Raw genomic sequence first — 20,278 nt, 5'->3', positions numbered from 1 at the left:
TGGCCTTGATTCATTTTAGGTTTTTGACTCAATGAAGAGCAGATCAGAATAAAATTCTGTTCGAGCCTTCCGATATCTTTTATGAAAAAGCGAATTTCTTGGCGAGTTTATTTTATTCCTGCTTTCAGAGTCAAAAGGCGTTAAAAAATGAATCCGGCCTAGAATTTTTGGTTCTTTTTCTTCAATGGAAAAAGAACAAAGCAGCTTATTTTGCTACATGTCCCGTGTTCTTGTTGAAGTATCAAAGATCGATAACAGGAGAATAATTCATATCCTAAGGAGGCTTCCACTAGAAAAAAAAGGGACTATTCTTCGTAATCCCTCTTTTTCGTTTGACCAAGCTATGCAAATGAAATCCTTCATTTGAAGCCAGAAAATTCTTAGGAAAGGAGATTTCAATCAAGGAATCGTGGGTAAACGACCTATTGACTTGGGTGAACGTCGATAATTACAAGGCTTTGTTGCCGATCAAGTAACCTCCAAAACACAAACTGATACCTCCTACCAAGCTAAATAGAATGTAAGCTAGAAAAGTACTCCACTGACCACTCTGAAGTAGCTTCAGGTTTTCCATAGCAAAAGTGGAAAAGGTTGTGAAGCCCCCGCAAAATCCGGTGACCAATAATAGCATGGCTGCCTGTTGACTCTTTAGGGCGGAAGAAATGAGTAGTCCAATCAGAAATGCACCGACCAAATTGACGCAAAAGGTTCCCCATGGAAAGCTTGAGGTAGTTTTTTCGGAAACAAATGTTCCGATCTTATAACGGAGTATGCTACCTGCAAACCCACCAATACCAACCATTAACAGGTCTTTCATGCAGTACCGTTTTGGTTTTCTTCTATGAATGTTTTCGAGAATTGAGTCAATTCAGGGAAAAATGCATCAAAGTGATCCTTGAAATGATCGTAGTGCTTTTCAAGGTCGTGTACCGCTTCGTCCATTTTTGACTGGAAGGTCGTACGACGCGACATGCCTACCAGTGCTCGGTCAATTCCCTCTATCGATCCATAGTGATATAACCAATTGTCGGCCTTCATGTAATGGAGTACTCTTGCTGCCGATTTAGGTATCACGTCCAGGTACTTTTCTGCAAGGCGATAAAATTTGTGTGTAAAATCACGCAGTGGTAAGTAGTGTCTTTTGCTCCAACTGGAAGCTAAAAAATGGTCGTAAAAGATATCGACGATCACCGGAGCGTAGTGTCGGTATTTTTCTCGAAGCAGGGATTTGCTTTGATGAACAATTTCATGGGTATCTGTGTACCGATCTATTTCCCGGTGGAGTTTGATCCCCATGGCCATGGTTTCCGGGTAAGCATTCAGGTCACTGCCTTTCACAAAGTCACCAATGAAGTTACCCATGATCACTTCTTCGGATTGTCCAGATAAGTAGATATGTGCAAGGAAGTTCAATTCAATATTCGTATAGTTCTATACTGTAAACACTCTTTACCGCTAATCCCTGTAAGTTTAGAAAATTTAGCCTTAAACAATTACTTTTAACGCCTTAAATGCCGCAAAAGGGAATATGTCGTCGATAGACCAACTACATGTGCTGGTCCAACTTGCCAAAGTGGATGGAGTTGTTGTTCAGGATGAAATCGATCTGATCAAACAAATAGGGGAGGCCCATGGCCTTAGCTCAGAGGAGATCAGTGCTTGCTTTGATGATCCGGATAGTGAGATCAGTGATCTTTCGGACATTGCTGATGATGAGAAGTACGAGTACATCTACAACCTGGTACAACTGATGAAAATTGATGGACGCCTGTACAAGGAAGAGATTAATTTTTGTTCGAAGTTGGCAGGAAAGCTCGGCTATGACGAAGCAGTATTGCTGGAGCTCATGGTGAAAATTTATAGCGATCCTGACATCACAACAGACAAGGATAGCCTCAAATCAACCATACAAAAATTCCTGAAGCACTAACTGGATGGACTTTACGGAGCATTTTGCTCACCTCAACGATCTACTAAAAAAGGAGCGGATCGCTGACCGGGAGCAATACGAACAAAAAATACGGAATCGGTCCATCACGGACAGGAGAAAAGATGGAGCTACATGGTATCCGGTCACGGTCAATCAGTCCCGATTGGGGACTGGTGAGCGCTGGATAGTATCGGTAGAACGTACCCAGGAAGTCGGGAGGAGGCACCTTTTTCAGGTAGGAGCTTCTGTGAGCTTGTTTCTGGCTGAAGAGAAAGTGACCCGATCTGCGAATGGTGTGGTAAGCCGGTTGGGAGAAAATAATATGACCATCGTCCTTAACCGAGACGATCCACCCGACTGGCTGGATGATGGTAAACTTGGGGTGGACTTGCTCTTCGATGAATCCACGTATGATGAGATGGCTAAGACACTCCGTCGATTAAAGAAATTGGAGAAAGGCCGAACACTCGAGCTTATTCCTTTTTTACTAGGTCAAAAAGAGCCTACATACCGTGAAGTAAATCCACATCAGGGAGTCGGATTGAATGATTCACAGAATGAAGCCGTGAGTCGAGTGATTGGGACCAACGAATTTGCAACGATCCACGGACCTCCAGGGACCGGAAAAACCACGACGTTGGTAGAGGCCATCAGCGCAGTACTTCAAACAGAAAATCAGGTATTGGTTTGTGCGCCAAGTAATGCAGCAGTAGACCTGCTGGTCGAGCGATTGCATCAGCAAGAAATTAGCGTACTTCGGTTAGGACACCCCGGTCGTGTAGATGAGGAGGTATTGAGTCATACTCTGGATGTACAGCTTTCGCAGCATGCTGATGCCAAAATGCTGAAAGACTTACGCAAGAAATCAGAGGAATTCAAGAAGCTCGGTTTTAAATACAAACGGAAGTTCGGTAGAGAAGAACGTGCCCAGCGCCAGATGCTACTTGACGAGGCCAAAAAGCTGAAAGAAGACGCCATGCATCTGGAAGATCATATGATCTATCAGTTGTTGCAGGAAGCACAAGTAGTGGCCTGCACGTTGATCGGCGCCAATTCAGATTATCTGAGAAATCGTAGTTTTTCTACCCTATTTGTTGATGAATGCTCCCAAGCGTTGGAGCCCGCTAACTGGGTCCCAATTCTCAAAGCCCATCGTGTGATCATGGCCGGTGACCACCAGCAACTGGCGCCAACAGTGAAATCGAATGAGGCAGCTAAAGAAGGACTGGAAACAACGATTTTTGGACGCTGCATCAAAGCATATGGTTCCACCTCGATGTTGAAAGTCCAATACCGAATGCAGCCGCAGATCCTGGAGTTTTCCAATCAAAAGTTTTACAATGGCGAAATGGAGACCGGTGAAAATGTATTCAATCGACGACAGGTGTTTGAAAAAACCTTGACCTTCATCGATACTGCAGGATGTGGGTTTGATGAAGAGATCAATCCCGAAACACTAAGTACATTCAATAAAGAACAGGGACTATTCTCCTTGAAGTTGGTGGATTTGCTGTTGGAAAAATATCCTGATGCTGCAAACATGTCCATTGGGCTCATTGCTCCATACCGAGCTCATTTGGAAGTGCTAAGACAAGGAATCGTTCACTACTCCTGGTACGAGGAATTACAAAAGCAAATCACCATCCAGTCCGTGGATGGATTTCAGGGTCAAGAACGGGATATCATGCTCATCGACTTGGTGCGTAGCAACCCAAACGGGGTAGTTGGTTTCCTTTCGGAGATCAGACGTACCAATGTAGCCATGACCCGCGCCCGATTCCGATTGATCATTGTCGGCGATTCCGCCACCCTGTCCAATCATAAATTCTATGACGAACTAATCGCTTTCTGCCAGGAAAAAGGGAGTTACGAAAGCGCTTTTGAGTATTTGTATTGATCAAATACGCTTAGAAATTGTTAATTTAATCTTTGGAAAGAGGATGCAAATGGATAAAGTAGGAATCAGACAGAGAATTCATGACTATGTGGATCAAGCTGATGATCGATTTTTGACCTTAGTCAAAGGAATGATTGATACTGATATAGAGCAAGATTGGTGGGATACTACTTCTCCTGATATACAAGCTTCAATCAACCGTGCAATCGATCAGTCTGAGAAGGGTGAAGGTAGGTCACATGAGAAGGTTATGGAAGAAATCAGATTGAAGTATCTGAAGTGACATATTCTATTAAGTGGTTACCGGAGGCTGAACTGTCCTTCGCGAATGTGATTGTATATCTGGAACAACATTGTCCTCTAAGGAGATAGAGGCATTTATATTTCGCACGGAAGAAGTCCTTGATTTCGTAACGAACCGACCAAAACTGTACATTTATTCAAGCAAGATAGAGGTCTATCGGGCCGTAATTTCCAATAATGTGAGTTTATATTATAGGATTTTGGATTCAGAGATAGAACTCTTGACTTTTTGGGATACCAGGCAAGATCCTGACAATTTGAAATTTTGAGTATGTAAGTCTTTAAGACGATAATCAATACATGGATTCTAGCATTTAGTGTATTGCGTAATGCGAAATCTCCAAATACTTCCTGGAAGCTACTTTCTCCTTTTTATCCGCTTTTAACTCCTTGATCACCCCACCGCAGCTTACCATTTGTTCAGGTAATTTCTTTCTGCTTCTTGCGTGCGCCACAAAGAACGTTTCATCTGTTGACTGATCCCTCAGTTCGTAAACGTCATATTGGTCAATGATAGGGACCATCACGAAGGTCGTGACGCTTCCTGTGCTAATGGGGATCATGATAAATCCGGTAAATTCTGATTTCGATTCGACCAGTCTTGGGATTCCAGTGATAATCGAAGGAGTAGCGACTTGAGCATGTTCAGCCGCTTCTGAGGGTAGAAATCGCTGTGGCAGGTGTTTGTTGTATTTATGTCTTAAATCATTAGAGAGGTGCGACATTACTTCTTGCTTAGCTGGAGACTCAAGCTGATCTAATGATAATTCCAGATAGGTAATGATCTTTTGGGTATCCGAAACAACACCTGCGGCTTTTGCTAACTCTGCGTGCGTAATTTCCCCATCATTGGCACGGGAAGCTAAGTTGTAAAACCGACCACCATTGTCCAATGAGGCAATGGCTCCTTTTGTTGTTTTGTAGGGAGTTACTTTTTTCATGTATATGATTCAACGGAAAGTGAAATCAAATGGGTGCATTTCTCCTTTTCTTTCCATGCTAACTGCAGCTTTTTATGATTGATCTGAAGGGTGAGTTACTTGTTTGCCAAGTAGTATGCGATCAATGATGAAAGTCAATCTTTGTTGTTCTGATTCCCTACTTTCAAAACGATATTGATCATCATTTCTGTTCACAAGGACATGGGAGATCTCAGCTCCATCAGCAATTTGTGTTATGGAAACTATATAAATGCAAGTGCCACTCCAGCTCCGATGAAAATAGAGTTTGTTGTTTTCAAAATAGATGAGCCATTTATCTTCCATATGGTGAGGGACCAATCCTCTTTTTAGACGGATAAGCTCTTTATTGGAAAAAGACCTTTGAAGCTTAAAAACAGACGTTTCCTTAGGCATATTCTTAATCTTCCAGTCCGTTTTTTGTGCGGATTTCAGATCCAACCGCATGACTGGTAAGTATCTTCCTGGTATGGAAGTTTCCAGTCTTCCAGCAATTCGAAAGCCATATTTCAAGTAGAACGTACGAGCGTTAGGATCAGCGTCAAGGGTGACTTTTTCGAAACCCATTATTTCAACTTTTTGAATAAAATCATCCATCAGTTTTCCGCCGAAGCCCTGACCCATAAAATCCGGATCGATAAACAGATTGTCCAATTTGACAACCGCGCTTGATTCCTCAAAAAATGAATAATAACCAAGTATTTGCTGTTGATCTTTAAGTGCAAAGACATGGTTTTGAGCAACGTAATCTTCAGAAATGGTTAAGTCGGCTCGCCAAGCTTCCATTTGTTCGGGTGAATATCCCCAATGCGCTTTGGATCGGATCGTCAATTCGGTAAGGCTATGGGCAATACTGTAAGTAGCTTCTGAGATTTTCATGTTATTAAAAGACGAGCTTTCATGAATCGCTTTTTCCTTCACGGGTTTTTACGAGCAGTTTTTCAATCCAACTTGAATTTCTGATCAGCAGAAATCCCACAACCACATTGATGCCGCTGACAGCCCAATAAAAGTTACCTTCAGGTCTTAAGGTGTATCCGGTAATGTCTTCTTCCAGTGCGAATAAGATGTGCATCAGAAAAGTAGGGATATTATCAACGATCATGATCCCGCCGATGATGATCATGGCAAGACGGGCGATGCTTTTAGGGTTAAAGTTGACTGTATCCATTTTGTCATTGTCAAAACCCTGGTCCAGATTCATGAGGTCGATCACGAAATCGGCGCGCATGATCAGCCAGTAAAACACGATGAAGACAACAGCCGCGGAAAATAGTACCCATACAACACTTGATACTTCAGCACTTTCAATGATATACCCCAAATTGCTGGGTACCACTTGAAATACAGTTGAAACCAACCAGTACAGACCAAAGACCTTGATCAGTAACCTGAAAAAATCTCGCTTAGTCATTTGTCTCTTATTTTACGAATTACGGACCTAAGCTAGGGTTTTACCGGATTCGAGGCAAATGTGTGGTCCAATCGTCCCAGGCCTTTCTTAACTTTAAGAAAGTTGATTGATCCTTATGAACGAAACGCTCCACTTTCCAACGTTAGCGACTTATTGCGAAGGTATAGGTATATCAGAACCGAAATGGAGCGATTTTGATATAAGAAGTTTTGAAGACAACATGAAGTCGGTCCGGCATCAGATGCCTCCATTTAAGCATGAATTCTATGCCGTAGCCCTGAAGCTGGAAGGTGCAGGAGCGGCCTCAACGGGTAATTATCAAACGCCAGAAAGAGGGGCAACAATCTTTTTTAATTCCCCGTACCAGATCACGCATTGGGACATTGCGCCAGATTGGAAAGGCTACTACGTGATCTTTTCAGAGGAGTTTTTGATGGACCGTTCGCGCCGACTGGTAGAAGCGTATCCTTTTTTACTCGTGGATAACACCATACCCATGTCTATCGAAGGGAATGAAGCCAGGCTATTCGAAAGCACCTTTCAGGAGATCTTTTCAGAATTCCGCGAATGCCTGCCTAATAATAGATCAGTGATTCAGCATTATCTGGAGATCTTGTTGGTGAAAACGTCCCGGACCTTCAATCGAATTGTCAATAAGGAGCAGTTGACTTACAAGGAGAGGAATAATGACCTCAATTTGGTCAGTCGATTTAAATCATTGATCGAAACCAGTTTCCAGCCGGGTTTTGAGCACAAGACCACCTCTCCACATCAAGTGCAGTTTTATGCAGATCAATTAGCGATCCATCCGAATCATCTGAATGCCGTTGTAAAGCGAATTACGACGCATTCCGCTTCCGAGCACATTCAAAAGCATGTCCTTAATCAAGCCAAGTCTACGCTGAAACATACCGGTAAGTCAGTGAAAGAGATCGCGCATGAATTGCATTATCCCTATCCGAATCATTTCACGAATTTCTTCAAGAAGCAAACCGGGATGACTCCCGTCGCTTTCCGGGGGAGTGCTTAGGGCACATATTTATGGATGCCCTTGCAGGTGTTATCACCTGTTAAGTGTTCGCACTCATGGCTACCTTTTGGTGATAACATCAAAAGTGGGTTAACGATGCTGTATCCATCCTATTTTGGCTGATTTTTATTCTTCGAACAGCCTTTTTAGATCACTCCTTTGAATTGCGTATTTCTTCCATTGAATTGCGTAGCGACTTCCGATCTGCCCACCCGTAAACTTGCTTTGAAAATAAAAACTAAACGAGTGCAAGTCATGAATATCATTAGAAAAATCGGAGTGTTGGTCTTCATCGGCTTGGCACTCGCGTCAACAAAATTGATAAACCAAAAAGCAATGGATACGCAAACTTTAGCACAAACAACGATCCTTTCAGAGGATCAACAGGCAATCAAAGACCTGATCGATGAGCTTTTTAAGGCGGCTGATGATCGTAAATGGGGAATCGCGGAAAGTACAATGGCGAATTCCGTCTATGTAGATTATTCGGCGCTGGGAGGGACTGTAGGATTTCAGTCTCCTGAAGAGATCGTCAGTGGTTGGAAAGCCTTCTTACCCGGATTTGATCGTACGGTACATCAGGTTCATAACCAGGCCATTTGGGTCGCTGGTGATCGGGCATCGGCTACTTTCGATGCGATCGCTGCACACTATCTGGAAGCAGGATCAGGCGAGAATCACTGGACTGTTTTTGTAGGGTATGATACGGAATTTATCAAGCAGGATGGTAAATGGCGTCTGGCGCGAATTGATTTGAGTTTGTACGATCAGGTGGGGAATTCCGAATTACCTCAGGCAGCTTTAGCGGTAATGGAGAATGGCGCTGCGAATCCTTTGGCTTCCGCGTCGGATGCGACAGCTACCGTTGAAAAATTCTTTCAGGCATTGGAAGCGACCAATTTCGAAGCATTAGTCAATACCCTGGATGACGAAGTAGTTCAGAAAATGCCTTTGGCTCCTGCCAATTTTCCTGAAGAGATTGTGGGAATTGAAGCCATGAAATCACTTTACAAAGGCGTGATGGATTATGAGCAGTCGTATGATCGAATCTACCTTCCGACTTCCAATCCTAATACAGTGATTGTAAAATTTAACGGACAAGTCACTACCGGTGAAGGCAAGCCTTACAACAATGCCTATGTCAATATCTACATGGTAAAACAAGGTAAAATCACGGAGATCGTGGAGATGTTCAACCTTAATATCTTGTTAAGTGGATGGCCAGGCCTGAAGCCAGAAAGTTATTCCGTACATGCGGCGGGGGCTTCTACTACATCAGGTGTCACACTAGAAGCAGTGGTGTTCAATAGTCAGGGTGTGAATTTGAAAGGACACCTGTTTTTACCTCCAAATTTTGATGCAAGTAAAACTTATCCTGCTGCAATTGTAACAGGAAGCTGGACCAGCGTGAAAGAGCAAATGCCTGACGAATATGCCAGCTTATTGGCCAGAGATGGCCTGATCACCTTAACCTTTGATTTCACCGGTTTCGGTGAAAGTGAAGGTCAACCAAGGCAGGTGGAAGATTACCAACTGAAGATCGCCGACATCAAGGCTGCGGTAGACTTCTTGACCCGCCATCCTTCAGTAAACAAAGACGAACTTTCTGGATTGGGCGTCTGTGCAAGTTCAGGATACATGGCCCATGCGACAGCTCAGGACAAAAGGATCAAACAATTGGTATTAGTGGCTCCGTGGTTGCACAATCCAGCGATTGCTAAGTCCATCTATGACTTACGACCAGGTGGAACAGAAGGCTTGTTGGCTTCTTCTAAAGCAGCCAAGGCAAAATATGAGAGCACTGGAGAAATGGAATATGTGCTCGGTGCGAGCGAATTAGATCCTTTGAGTGCGATGTATGTTCCTGAAAATGCCTTTGATTATTACCTCGATCCTGCAAAAGCCGCTGGAGCGAAATATGACAACCGATTTGCGGTAAGTAGCTGGGAGCCCTGGTTAACGTTTGATGGAATTGCAGCTGGCAAAGAGATCACGCAACCAGTGTTCATTGTCCACAGTGAAAGTGGGGCAGTACCACATGGAGCGAAAGAGTTTTATGATCACCTGAAAGGAGATAAGGAGATCGTGTGGCTTAATGACTTCAACCAACAGCAGCTGTACTTCGAAGAAGCTGCAGTCAATGCTGCGATGGGGGAAGTAGTGAAGTATTTGTCGAAGTAAGGTTTCGACAAGCTCAACCTGACAAATATGGAGTATTGAGCTGGCATAGAAGTCCAACGAAAGAGCCATCGTTTGAGTCCTCTCAGACGATGGCTTTTCTTTTTAAACCTGAAATGCCTTAGTGGCTTCTTCACAGTAATCGAAGAGCTTCTTTGCATCGGTCATGTCCTTTCCGCTTGGGGCTTCTTCGATCACTTTGCAATCAGAATAATAGGCACCATTTTCCAATTCATGATCAGGGAGTATGGAGAGCATTGTCTGAGTGGCTGCACCTACTTCCGGTTCAACCATGGAGAGGATCATTAAAGGGTGCTTCAAGACCATGCCCAATTTTTGCCCCAAAGTCATGTGTCGTCCCAGGTTCGTTTTGACACCTCCCGGATGTAAGGAGACCGCTTTCATATGAGGATATCGTTGAGCAAATTCCTTAGCCAACAAGATGTTACCCAATTTCGCTTGCTGATAGCGTGCTCGACTGACATAAGTTTGCTCATCCACTTGTTTGATGGCTTCATAATTTATACCCGGAGCACCGAATCTGATGTGTCCTTGAGAGGAAAGCCAAACCTGACGTTTGGTGATATCCACCAACATCTTAGCTAACAAAAAGTGACCAATCACATTGATGCCCATTTGTGTTTCAAAACCATCTTTTGTTTTTCCGGGTGGAGTAAACATGACCCCTGCATTGAGGATGAGGCTGTCCAATGACTGGTAGGTGCTTTTGATATAAGATGCGAATGCTTTGACGGATGCCAAGTCGCCCAAATCGACCGTATGGGAAGCATCTAATTGATGTTCTTCAAAATTGATCTCAGGATCTTCTTGCAAATCTTTGGCAAATTCAGCTTGTGTTTGAGCACTGCGACCTGATATAATGACGGTGGCATTGGAAATGAGCAAAGCTCGGGTATGGATAGCTCCCAGTCCGGTGTAGCCACCGGTGATCAGGAAGATCTTTCCTGTCAAATTCTGACCTTCGATGATGTTGTAGGCTGTTTTTTTCATGATTGCTTAATTGAGATTGCGGTATTCACTGGGACTCATACCCGTCTTTGATTTAAATAATTTACTGAAATGCTGAGAGTAGTCAAACCCCAGTTGATAGGCGATCTGACTTACTGGTGCTTGAGTACTTAGCAGTGTTGTTTTCGCCTTTTCAATGAGATAAGCATAAATGTGGTCCTTGGCACTTCTTCCTGTTTCAGTACGCAATAGGTCACTGAGATAAGCTCCGGACATATTCATGGCAGCCCCGCATTGATCAATGGTAGGTATACCTTGTTCACGAAGCTCGGGAGACTCAAAATATGCTTGCAGGTATTGCTCAAACTTCGTGACCAAATCCTTGTCAAAATTGCTTCTGGTATAAAATTGTCGGTCATAATAGCGCTGGCTATACTTGAGGATCGTTTCCAGGTTTTGGACTATCAAGGTTTGAGAATGTCGATCGATGTTTTGGTTAATCTCTTGCTCAATGGTGTCCACTATTGTGTTCACGAACTTTTGTTCTTTATCGGCCAGGTGTAGGGCTTCGCTGATTTCATAATTGAAATAAGAATACTGTCGGATAGATTTACCTAGCTGTGTTTTCCGGATCAAGTCGGGGTGAAAAAGAATGGCCCATCCATGGGGCACGGTGCCTACACGGTCCAGCGAGAAGGTGGCTACTTGCCCCGGAGCTATGAATACCATGGTGCCTTCCTGATAGTCGTAGGAGTTTCGGCCGTATTTGAAACTGCCACTGATGTTGCGTTTCAAGGCGATATAGTACAAGTCACTTGAAAACCGGAGCTCATCGACTCCCTTATGAACTTTAGGCCATTTTCGCATGACCGTAATTAGCGGATGAGGTGGTTTTTCTGTTTCCAGAAAATTGTATACCTCGGCGATACTTCTGATGTGAACAATTTCTTCCACGTCTTACCTTTACTGATATATGACAAGATAAAGGTAGGAAGAGGTGGTTTAGATCATGTATCCATTTCGTGGAAGTCTGAATACATTTCGCTGTTGGTTTAGTTAAGGCTATTCAAGATCGTTGAGCCAAATATCTCGTTGTAATCTGTAGGATAGGCCACTTTCATCCATGTTTGCTTGTCATGATCCCAGGTTTTGACAACCCTGGCTGGATTACCCACTGCAATAGAATAGGGGGGGATGTCAGTAGTCACAACAGAATTGGCACCAACACGTGAGTACTTTCCAATCGTAAGTGGACTACCATCTTTCTTGCCCATAATCACGGTTCCGGTACCTATGAAGGCATCTTCTTCGAGAATTACTGGAGCAGCTGTACAAGGTTGATGATGATGGGGCGTTCTTGGGTCGATGCCATGATGCATGCCCAGGATCCGAACATATTGAGAGAGTCCGACATGCTTTTCCATTATTACCGGGCCAATGATGACGCAACCAATGCCGGTGTGTACTTCATCCGCTAATGCGACATCACCCATTCCATTGTTGATGACCACATGCTTTTCAATTCGAGAATGCCGACCTAGACTGAACCGATGAAAAGGGACCAGATCCAGGCGTGCATTCCAGGCAATACCTCTTTTGAAATATTGGGGCAATGTCCACCAAAGCCAAACATACCACCTCAACCTGGCGTCGTATGGCTTTTTTCGAAAGATAAGCGAATGAATGCTTTTCTTGATTTTTGGGTGCTTTTTGATGTAGGATTTAAGCTGACTGATCATGATAGACGACATCTAAGAGTGTTTTTGAACGGCTGTCCCAATTGTTTTCAGCGGCAATGGCTTTCCTTTCATGTCTGCGGTAAGGATTGTCTTCGTGATAGGCTTTCAAAATAGCTTGCTGCATCTCATTAGCGGTTCTTGCTAAATAGACCATTTTGCCTAGTTGCTGAACCTGATCCGTATTGAAAGGAGTCATCACGACTGGCTTTCCGAAAGCGAAATATTCCATGAGTTTCAATGGGTAAATTTTTTCCATGTCGGGTGTGACTCGATAGGGGATCAGGCATACATCTACCGACTCCACAAAAGACCTAAGGTTATGGTATTGATAAGTGCCGTAATAGAACACATTCGGTAATTGCATCAATTTTTCACACTTCTGGGACACAGGGCCAGCTAAAACCAGGCTCATGTATCCCGCATTGAGCGTGGAGTTCAATAGATCCAGATCTACACGTCGATCAATGTTGCCAAATAGTCCAACTTTTACTCCTTTGAGCATGGAAATGGTTTTTGGGGGATGGGCTACCTGATGTTGAAGTCCGTTGAAATTGACGGCATTAGGCAAATAATGCACGCTATGGTGTTCCTTTTGCCATTGATCATAGAGGCTTTTGGCGCTGCAAAAAACATGATCTGCATCGGCCACTAATTTCCTTTCGTTCGCTATGCCGTGTTTTTTAGATCGATCCTTCACAATAGGGTCCAGGCTGTAATAGGCAACCTTATTCACCCGGTTGGCCAGTTTTCTTTGGAGGTAGGGGTAGTAGAAGTCAAACGCATTGATGAATAATTCTACTTTCCCTTTGCCCAGCACTTTGATGATGGATCGGTACAACCACTCGTGATTGATCTTTTGCAACCAGTCGTAAAACTTTCCTTTAGGTAAGAAATTGGTGGGCAGCATGGCAGCTGGTTCCAGGCAATGTAGGTTAGAAGTATGCCTTGTGATTTTTTGGTGTACTCGTTTGCGCATCTTCAGGCAATCGAGCCAGGTTTTTGGATGATTCACATACAATACCCGTTTGGAATGTGCCATGGAGTTGGCCATCTGCCAGGTAGAAGAATTCAACACGTCATCGCAGCGATTCAAAGCAAGGATTACTATGTCATATGGTGCGATCATGCAGCAACAGGTTTAAGGTAGTTGAACTTGTAACCCAATTGCCGACTCTCTGGTCCATGATTCATATGCCAAAAAGCACCTGCGATTATGGCTTTCAAGTTTCCGAATTCTCTTCGAATCAGCATTTTCAAGGTCTCCTTAGGTAATACAACCGTTGTGAAATATAGTAAAAATAATAAAAAATAACGGCTCGAATATTTTCTCATGAACAACATTCGGTTGCGAGTCATGAAATAAGTCTTTAAGTCACTGATTTTCGAGGTGGTAGCTGATTCATCATGTACAATTTCATGTTTAAGGTCTATGGCCAGTTCAAACCCTGCTGATTTGATTTGCTCGGACCAGGCCAATTCCTCATAATAAAGGAAGTAGTGTTCAGGCATAATTCCTACTGAATCCAGGACCTCACGCTTGATCATTACCGCACCTCCATGGATGTAAGAGGTTGGTGCCAGGCCTTTATGATCATAATGCAGGTCTTTCGTTCGTCCAGTCAGCGGATTCATGGTTGACTTTCCCTGGAACTGGATGCGGCCATCCGGGTAGATCAATTGTGGTGAGATCGCCCCTATCTCTGGATGTTTGATGAGTTGATTGGCCAGCGCGGAAAAGTGATCTTCCAAAAAGATCGTGTCATTATTCACGAAATAAAGGAATTCCCCATTGGCGCTATTGACTCCCAGATTGTTCCCACCGGCAAATCCAAGGTTCTGCTCGCTCCGAACTCCATTTACATGCGGAAAATAAGTTTGGAGTACAGGCACAATGTTTTCCTTCGAGCCATTATCCACGACAATGACCTCAATGTTTTTTGAGTTGAGTTTGTCGATCGATCGGAGGAACTGAAACGTATCCCTGCGATTGTTATAGTTGATGGTAATGATGGAGATGAGCTTTTCTATGTTTGTAAGTTTTGAACAAATGAATCAAGAATGAAGAGTAGGATAGTAACCCTTTCGGTTTTCGGGTGAAATGGACCTGAAAAGTGCTGAATTTGAAGATTCGAAGAACGAAAAGCCTGTATTATGCAGTTTATCGGGTGTTTTGACCTGAACTCCTATTATATAATTGGGTAAGGAATATCAAACTGTTGATTTGTCTTGAACTCAAATCCATTAAGTCATGCAAATCTTATTCTGGTCTTTGATCGCCTTAATTCTATTTACCTATTTCGGCTATCCTGTTTCTTTGTTGATGTTGAATAAACTGGGTATTGGTGCTCCAAAAGTGAGTAATACAATCACCGAATTGCCGACCATGACTTTTGTCGTAGCGGCCTACAATGAGGCTAGCTGTATTCGGGAAAAGATTGAAAACACCCTTCAGCTGGACTATGATTGGGACAAACTACAATTGGTGGTGGTTGCAGATGGTTCAAATGACCATACACCGGAAATAGTTCGTCAATATCCAGGAGTAACCTTGTATCATCAGCCAGAACGACAAGGGAAAGTGGCTGCCATTAACCGTGTAATGCCCTTTCTGGATTCAGAAGTGATTGTATTGTCCGATGCCAATACCCTATTGAATACGGAGGCATTAGAAGAGATGGGTCAGGTATTTCTGAATGAAAAGGTAGGGGCAGTCTCTGGTGAAAAAGTGGTAATCAGCGATGGAAGTGATGATGCTACAGCGAGTGAGGGGCTTTACTGGAAATATGAGTCTGCTATCAAAAAGTGGGATAGTGAACTCAATACCATGGTTGGGTGTGCTGGCGAATTGATGTCGTTTAGAAAAAGTTTGTATCAACCAATTGAGGAGGATACTTACATTGAAGACTTTGTAATGTCCATGCGCATTGCAGCAGATGGTCATAAGGTGGCTTACTGTCCACAAGCCAAAGCTCATGAATTACCTTCCGCTAGTATCGGTGACGAAATGAAGCGAAAAGTACGCATTGCTGCGGGTGGTTTACAAGCGATCTGGCGGTTGCGCGGATTGTTGAATCCTTTTCGATATGGCTTGTTGACTTATCAATATGTCGGGCACAGGGTTTTACGCTGGACATTGACACCTCTAAGTTTACCCTTCATATTCATGCTCAATGTTGCATTGATGGAGAATTCATGGATATATGGATCCTTGCTGTATACCCAAATTGCTTTTTACGGAATTGCGCTGTTAGGATCGTACTTCAAACAGAAGAAACTGACGATCAAAGGACTGTTTGTTCCCTACTACTTCACCATGATGAACTACGCCGTATTCCTTGGATTCATGCGCTTACTGAAGGGCCGTCAGCAAGTAACCTGGGAGAAAGCGGAACGGAGGTTATCCGCCTCTGTCTAAATCGTCTTGATCTTATTCATCAGTATGGGCTTTAGCGTACGACTGATAGGGATCACTTTTTCATCAATCACCAGGTTGTATTCTTCTATGTCGACGATTTTGGTCACATTAACGATGAAAGATCGATGTACCTTGATGAATTTATCGCTCTTCAGCTTTTCGTCGATGTTTTTTAAAGTGGAATGTACGATCAGCTTTTCACCGCTTTCAGTCACAAAAGTTACGTAATCACCCAGGGTCTCTACATACAGGATTTCATTGAGGTCCAGTTTGATGTAGCGACCATCCACGCGGATAAAGATCTGTTCCAGATCGTTGGTCGTTGAGATACGGGTTTCTACGAGTTGCCTGGCGCGATCGATGGCTTGCAGGAACCTCGGTGCCTGAATAGGTTTTGTCAGGAAGTCCGTCGCCTGAAATTCGAAGGCATCCACTGCATATTGGTTTTTACTGGTAGTGAAGATGACCTGGGGCGGATCTTTAAGAATTTTCAATAGATCCAGTCCTGTGAAATCCGGCATTTCCACATCTAGTAGGATCAAGTCAATGTCATGATCTTCTTTCAGGAATTTCATGGCATCAAATCCAGAGGTGAACGTTTCCACGACTTCCAGGTCTTCCGTCTTACTGCATAGTCGTTTGATGTGCGTCATCGCCATTTCTTCATCCTCTACAATGATTGTTCTTAGTGGATTCATGTGGTTATTTGGTTTTCTTAATTTCTAAATCAACTTTCTTGAGCAATTCCCGGACCTCTACCATGAACAGCCCTAAATCTGTTTTAGAAAGCACTTTTTCTTTATCGTAAATCGCTTCAAATTGTCCGGCAATTTTAGTCAATCCAGGTCGGCCAACCATTTCGAAAGTAGGCTTGGCCCGGTGTAATATGCTCTTGCATTCTTCCCAGTCCTCTTTATCCATGCTTGCCTGAAGTCCTTCCAACTCTTTCGGTGTGGTTCGTTTGAAGATCTGAAACATTTCAATCATGTATTCCTCATCTCCTTCATACAACCTGTTAAGGGCTTCCTGGTCAAAGTAAGTATCAATGGACAATTTTTCTTCAGGTGTGATGTGGGGTTCTTCCGTTTGGAAGGTGGCTAGCTCCATTAGTTTAGAGCGCAGTTCTTCTGATTTGAACGGTTTAGTGATGTGGTAATTAAAGCCCTGGTGATAGGCTTTTTCTCGTTCTTCGCGCATGGCATCGGCGGTGAGGGCAATGGCCATGATGTTGCGGATATGGTCTTCAGGATGTTTTCTGATTCTACCTATGGCTTCATAGCCATCCATTTCTGGCATTCGTATGTCCATGATCAACAGGTCATAAGTAGCAGCCTCAAGTTTTTCAAGTGCGATCCGCCCGTTTTCAGCTTCGTCACAGGAGATGTGCCATTTTTGTAGCGTTCGGCTGAGGTACTTTCGATTGACCGGGTTGTCTTCCACGATCAGCACTCTGCCCACATTCATTTCTTCAAATGTTTCTCTGGGTTTTTCTACTTGTGCCCGATCTGCATTCTCAGTGTATTCAAAAGGGATCACTATCTGGAAAGTAGACCCTTCGCCTTCAGTACTTTCTACATCAATGCTACCTCCATGGAGTGTGACCAGCTTTTGTGAAATGGCAAGGCCAAGACCGGTTCCTCCGTATTTGATTTTTGTCGAGCTGTCCGCTTGTTTGAATTCGGTAAAAATATCCGCAAGGTGCTCTTCTTTAATTCCTATTCCAGAATCCTCAACGGTGAACATTATTTGGTAATTATTATCTTTCCTTACCAACAGATCAACATGCAACGAAATGTTACCCCCTTCATCCGTGAATTTTAGGGCATTACCCAACAAGTTGTTCAGAATTTGATGCAAGATGAGTTGGTCACCATACACCTTCAATTCAATGTTATCGTCGTACTGAAATTGGAATTGAATGCCCTTTTCCAAACACCTCACTTCAAACATGCTTTGAATGTCCCGAACGGTCTTTTTCAGCGATATTTCTACTGGGTGGAAGGAAATCTCATTGGCATGGATCTTTGACAGGTCCAGGATGTCAGAGATCAGACTCATCAATGTTTGGGACGAGTTTTTGATGTATCCGAGGTATTCTTGTTGTTCTTTGGTCGGGTTGGTATCTTCTAACAAATGACTCATCCCGATGACAGCATTCAGGGGATTTCTGATCTCATGACTCATATTGGCCAGGAAAATCTTTTCGGCTTCCTGCGCTTTTTTTGCTTCGGAGGTGACCTGGATCAGGTTTTGCTCCATCTTTTTCCGGTCGGAAATATCGAGATGGATACCGATTGTACCCATCTTTTTTCCATTGCTGTCATAATAGGGTGCTCCGGAAATGAGCACCCACTTTCGTTCCCCGCTTTTGGTGGGTATTTCAATTTCATAAACACCAGATATACCCCTATCCCGGTCTTTATGCTGGTCGTCCAGGACATGTTTGTATTCAGGCAATACGAAAACTTCTGAGGCCTTTCTTCCTATGAGCTCCCAGGACCCATAACCCGTCAATTTGCAAAAGCGATCATAGACTTTGATGATTGTGTCATCATTGTCCACTTCCATGAGTCCGAGTTCCATGTTTTCCATGATGCCGCGGTACTTTTCTTCGCTTTGCTTGATGGTATCTTTCGTCCATTCCAAGTCCTGGATCAGGATCAGATTCTTCAAAGCGTACGTCAATCGAGGCTCGAAAAGCGCGAAGAATCTTTTGGTATCTTCGGATATGCCGTCTATTTGTCGAGAGGCGATACTCAGCACACCTAGAAAGTCACCCTCAAGTATGAGGGGCATATTTAAGGCACTGCGAAACCCCCTGACTAACCATTCCAAGCCTTGTTGGTCGGAGGTGTCGGCGGTTATATCATCCAGATAGATTGGTTTCTGATCGAGCGCCTTCATGTTCTCCGCGGTAAACAGTTTTACCAGTGGATTGTCCACTTTAGTCACTTGTTCCCGCATCCAGCTATTCAAAGACTCGATTGGGCTTTCTACGAGTGAGATTGAAATCTCTTCAATTTCCACTTCCTGTTTAAGAAATGTGGTCGTCTTTGCTAATAATGCGCGCAGACTGGCTCCCCTGATAAATTCGTAATAAGCTGCAAGCAATTTAAATCGACGTTCACTTTGCTCAATAGAACGTTGATTGGTTTTCCTTTCAGTGATATCACGGAATTGCCATAGTCGACCTTTGTGCACACCCATGATGTCGATAGGGATGAAATCTCCTTCAATGGTAATCCCTGACTTGAGTTCAATGGATTCATTGAGGACCTTTTCATTGGCTTCAAAGACCCGTGGGAGTTTATTGTAAAATTGTTCAGGGTCAGCGAAAATCCGTTCAAAATCCTGCAAGGAACGAGAGAGTTTTTTGCCCACGAGTTTATCCGGAGGCGCCGTAATCTCAAATTGATCACAGAAAACCTGATTGGCAAATAGGATTTCGCCCACTTCATTTTCCAGCAAGATCCCACTACTCAGATTGGTGACCAGATTGGAAATGATTGCCGTTCGTGAACTGAGTAGTGACTTTAAGGTTTCGGTGGCATCAGACAGTTCCTGATTTACCTGATGCAAATCCAGCGTTTTTGAATCGAGTAATTCTTCCGCTTGTTTTCTTGCGGCCCGCTCCCTGGCCAGGTGTCTTTTCAATATGGCGATTTCATCACTCATGTACGACTAAGGATGAATCGAGTGCTTTCCGGAGAGGTTTTTTCTTTTCGAATATCAAAAGTTTCCTGAAAGTGTTTAGCTGCAGCTTCCATGAGCCCCTCTGCCAATGCTTCCATGTGTCTGCTGGAAGTATAAATCAATACCAGCTGATCACTTGTTTCGCTTTCTACTTGAAACTCAGGTAACTCGGCATCAGGATAAAGTTTTTTCACTTCTACGTGGATGTGCCCTTCAATCATTTTGAGTAGACCAAATGTATCCGAATAATTGGCCAAGAGACTGGCATACTTCTTTTCGAACGTCTGAAATAAATGCCCACTAAAAACTTTGAGTAAAGTATCTCTATCTGCTCCAAGCGTTTCTTGAAGTGTCCCTAGTAATATTTCCAGGTCTTCGACGGGGTAAGTGCCAGTAGCGATATAAACTCCTTTCGTAGATAGTTCGGGATGAGACAACATCTTATCGGCGATTTCTAATCCATGCCCGCCTTCAACCATTTCCATAAGTTCCGTAAAGATGATCCCTTTCATGTCAGGCTAATTTAAGTTATTATTAGCAACGGCGTTGCTTACATTTGTTTTTGATTTGTATATAAATATTGAAGGTCAGCTGACTCGCTCTTGTCTAATTAAGTGATATTGAAAGTTTCAGGCAAGCATTCTTCGGAGTAACACGTGAATAATTCGATGAATCAGCTATATGAGGGCTTGATCTGTTTTTAAGATTAATTCATTTCATTGTGCAACCTTTCTTGGTTCCGGGGGTCTAT

19 protein-coding genes are annotated in these 20,278 nt (G+C 43.4%); 6 read left to right on the top strand and 13 right to left on the bottom strand.

The window, feature by feature from the left end; genetic code table 11:
* Positions 1-448: 448 nt before the first annotated feature.
* Positions 449-817 carry a fluoride efflux transporter CrcB gene (gene crcB / locus R8G66_22485; protein ID MDW3195159.1) on the bottom strand — a complete coding sequence of 123 codons (369 nt, stop codon included), beginning with the start codon at positions 815-817 and terminating at the stop codon, positions 449-451.
* Positions 814-1,413, bottom strand: coding sequence for an ACP phosphodiesterase (locus R8G66_22480; protein ID MDW3195158.1), 600 nt, complete (start codon positions 1,411-1,413; stop codon positions 814-816). The genes crcB and R8G66_22480 overlap by 4 nt, the downstream gene beginning before the upstream one ends.
* Positions 1,414-1,528: 115 nt before the next feature.
* Here R8G66_22480 and R8G66_22475 point away from each other — a divergent pair, with 115 nt between their 5' ends.
* From R8G66_22475 to R8G66_22465, 3 genes are read left to right on the top strand one after another with little or no spacing between them, the layout of a single operon-like run.
* Complete coding sequence (locus R8G66_22475) at positions 1,529-1,930, top strand: TerB family tellurite resistance protein (GenBank protein ID MDW3195157.1); 402 nt, start codon at positions 1,529-1,531, stop codon at positions 1,928-1,930.
* A 4-nt stretch (positions 1,931-1,934) separates the two neighbouring features.
* Positions 1,935-3,827, top strand: coding sequence for an AAA domain-containing protein (locus tag R8G66_22470; GenBank protein ID MDW3195156.1), 1,893 nt, complete (start codon positions 1,935-1,937; stop codon positions 3,825-3,827).
* 49 nt (positions 3,828-3,876) lie between these two features.
* Positions 3,877-4,110 (top strand): hypothetical protein, encoded by a 234-nt coding sequence (locus tag R8G66_22465; protein ID MDW3195155.1) that lies wholly within the window; start codon positions 3,877-3,879, stop codon positions 4,108-4,110.
* 334 nt (positions 4,111-4,444) lie between these two features.
* Here R8G66_22465 and R8G66_22460 read toward each other — a convergent pair whose 3' ends face one another.
* The 3 genes from R8G66_22460 to R8G66_22450 form a co-directional block, all read right to left on the bottom strand.
* Positions 4,445-5,071 (bottom strand): hypothetical protein, encoded by a 627-nt coding sequence (locus R8G66_22460; GenBank protein ID MDW3195154.1) that lies wholly within the window; start codon positions 5,069-5,071, stop codon positions 4,445-4,447.
* Between the two features lie 72 nt (positions 5,072-5,143).
* Positions 5,144-5,968: a GNAT family N-acetyltransferase gene (locus R8G66_22455; GenBank protein MDW3195153.1), complete on the bottom strand. Its 825-nt coding sequence runs from the start codon at positions 5,966-5,968 to the stop codon at positions 5,144-5,146.
* Positions 5,969-5,987: 19 nt separating this feature from the next.
* A complete protein-coding gene (locus R8G66_22450) occupies positions 5,988-6,503 on the bottom strand; it encodes a hypothetical protein (protein ID MDW3195152.1) in 516 nt (171 codons plus the stop codon).
* Between the two features lie 115 nt (positions 6,504-6,618).
* Here R8G66_22450 and R8G66_22445 point away from each other — a divergent pair, with 115 nt between their 5' ends.
* Positions 6,619-7,533, top strand: a complete 915-nt coding sequence (locus tag R8G66_22445; GenBank protein MDW3195151.1) for a helix-turn-helix domain-containing protein — start codon at positions 6,619-6,621, stop codon at positions 7,531-7,533.
* Positions 7,534-7,869: 336 nt separating this feature from the next.
* Positions 7,870-9,714, top strand: a complete 1,845-nt coding sequence (locus tag R8G66_22440) for a nuclear transport factor 2 family protein (protein ID MDW3195150.1) — start codon at positions 7,870-7,872, stop codon at positions 9,712-9,714.
* Between the two features lie 102 nt (positions 9,715-9,816).
* On the opposite strand, the gene R8G66_22435 is transcribed toward R8G66_22440, so the two are convergent.
* The 5 genes from R8G66_22435 to R8G66_22415 form a co-directional block, all read right to left on the bottom strand.
* On the bottom strand, positions 9,817-10,722 hold the full coding sequence (locus R8G66_22435; protein ID MDW3195149.1) for an SDR family NAD(P)-dependent oxidoreductase: 906 nt from the start codon (positions 10,720-10,722) through the stop codon (positions 9,817-9,819).
* 6 nt (positions 10,723-10,728) lie between these two features.
* A complete protein-coding gene (locus tag R8G66_22430) occupies positions 10,729-11,634 on the bottom strand; it encodes a helix-turn-helix transcriptional regulator (GenBank protein ID MDW3195148.1) in 906 nt (301 codons plus the stop codon).
* Positions 11,635-11,732: 98 nt separating this feature from the next.
* Positions 11,733-12,419 (bottom strand): acyltransferase, encoded by a 687-nt coding sequence (locus R8G66_22425; protein MDW3195147.1) that lies wholly within the window; start codon positions 12,417-12,419, stop codon positions 11,733-11,735.
* The gene (locus R8G66_22420; protein MDW3195146.1) at positions 12,403-13,545 is read right to left on the bottom strand and encodes a glycosyltransferase; all 1,143 of its coding nucleotides are present in this window, start codon (positions 13,543-13,545) and stop codon (positions 12,403-12,405) included. The genes R8G66_22425 and R8G66_22420 overlap by 17 nt, the downstream gene beginning before the upstream one ends.
* Positions 13,542-14,420 carry a glycosyltransferase family 2 protein gene (locus R8G66_22415; protein ID MDW3195145.1) on the bottom strand — a complete coding sequence of 293 codons (879 nt, stop codon included), beginning with the start codon at positions 14,418-14,420 and terminating at the stop codon, positions 13,542-13,544. Before R8G66_22415 ends, R8G66_22420 begins: the two co-directional genes overlap by 4 nt.
* A gap of 247 nt (positions 14,421-14,667) precedes the next feature.
* Between R8G66_22415 and R8G66_22410 the strand changes: the two genes are divergently transcribed.
* Positions 14,668-15,834, top strand: coding sequence for a glycosyltransferase family 2 protein (locus tag R8G66_22410; protein ID MDW3195144.1), 1,167 nt, complete (start codon positions 14,668-14,670; stop codon positions 15,832-15,834).
* Here R8G66_22410 and R8G66_22405 read toward each other — a convergent pair.
* From R8G66_22405 to R8G66_22395, 3 genes are read right to left on the bottom strand one after another with little or no spacing between them, the layout of a single operon-like run.
* Positions 15,831-16,532: a LytTR family DNA-binding domain-containing protein gene (locus R8G66_22405; GenBank protein MDW3195143.1), complete on the bottom strand. Its 702-nt coding sequence runs from the start codon at positions 16,530-16,532 to the stop codon at positions 15,831-15,833. The two genes, R8G66_22410 and R8G66_22405, sit on opposite strands and share 4 nt — an antisense overlap.
* Before the next feature lie 4 nt (positions 16,533-16,536).
* Positions 16,537-19,509 carry an ATP-binding protein gene (locus R8G66_22400; GenBank protein MDW3195142.1) on the bottom strand — a complete coding sequence of 991 codons (2,973 nt, stop codon included), beginning with the start codon at positions 19,507-19,509 and terminating at the stop codon, positions 16,537-16,539.
* On the bottom strand, positions 19,506-20,039 hold the full coding sequence (locus R8G66_22395; protein MDW3195141.1) for a heme NO-binding domain-containing protein: 534 nt from the start codon (positions 20,037-20,039) through the stop codon (positions 19,506-19,508). The genes R8G66_22400 and R8G66_22395 overlap by 4 nt, the downstream gene beginning before the upstream one ends.
* Positions 20,040-20,278 lie beyond the last annotated feature (239 nt).

Source organism: Cytophagales bacterium (assembly GCA_033344775.1).
Taxonomy (GTDB): domain Bacteria; phylum Bacteroidota; class Bacteroidia; order Cytophagales; family Cyclobacteriaceae; genus JAWPMT01.
This window is presented reverse-complemented; position numbering and strand designations above follow the sequence as displayed.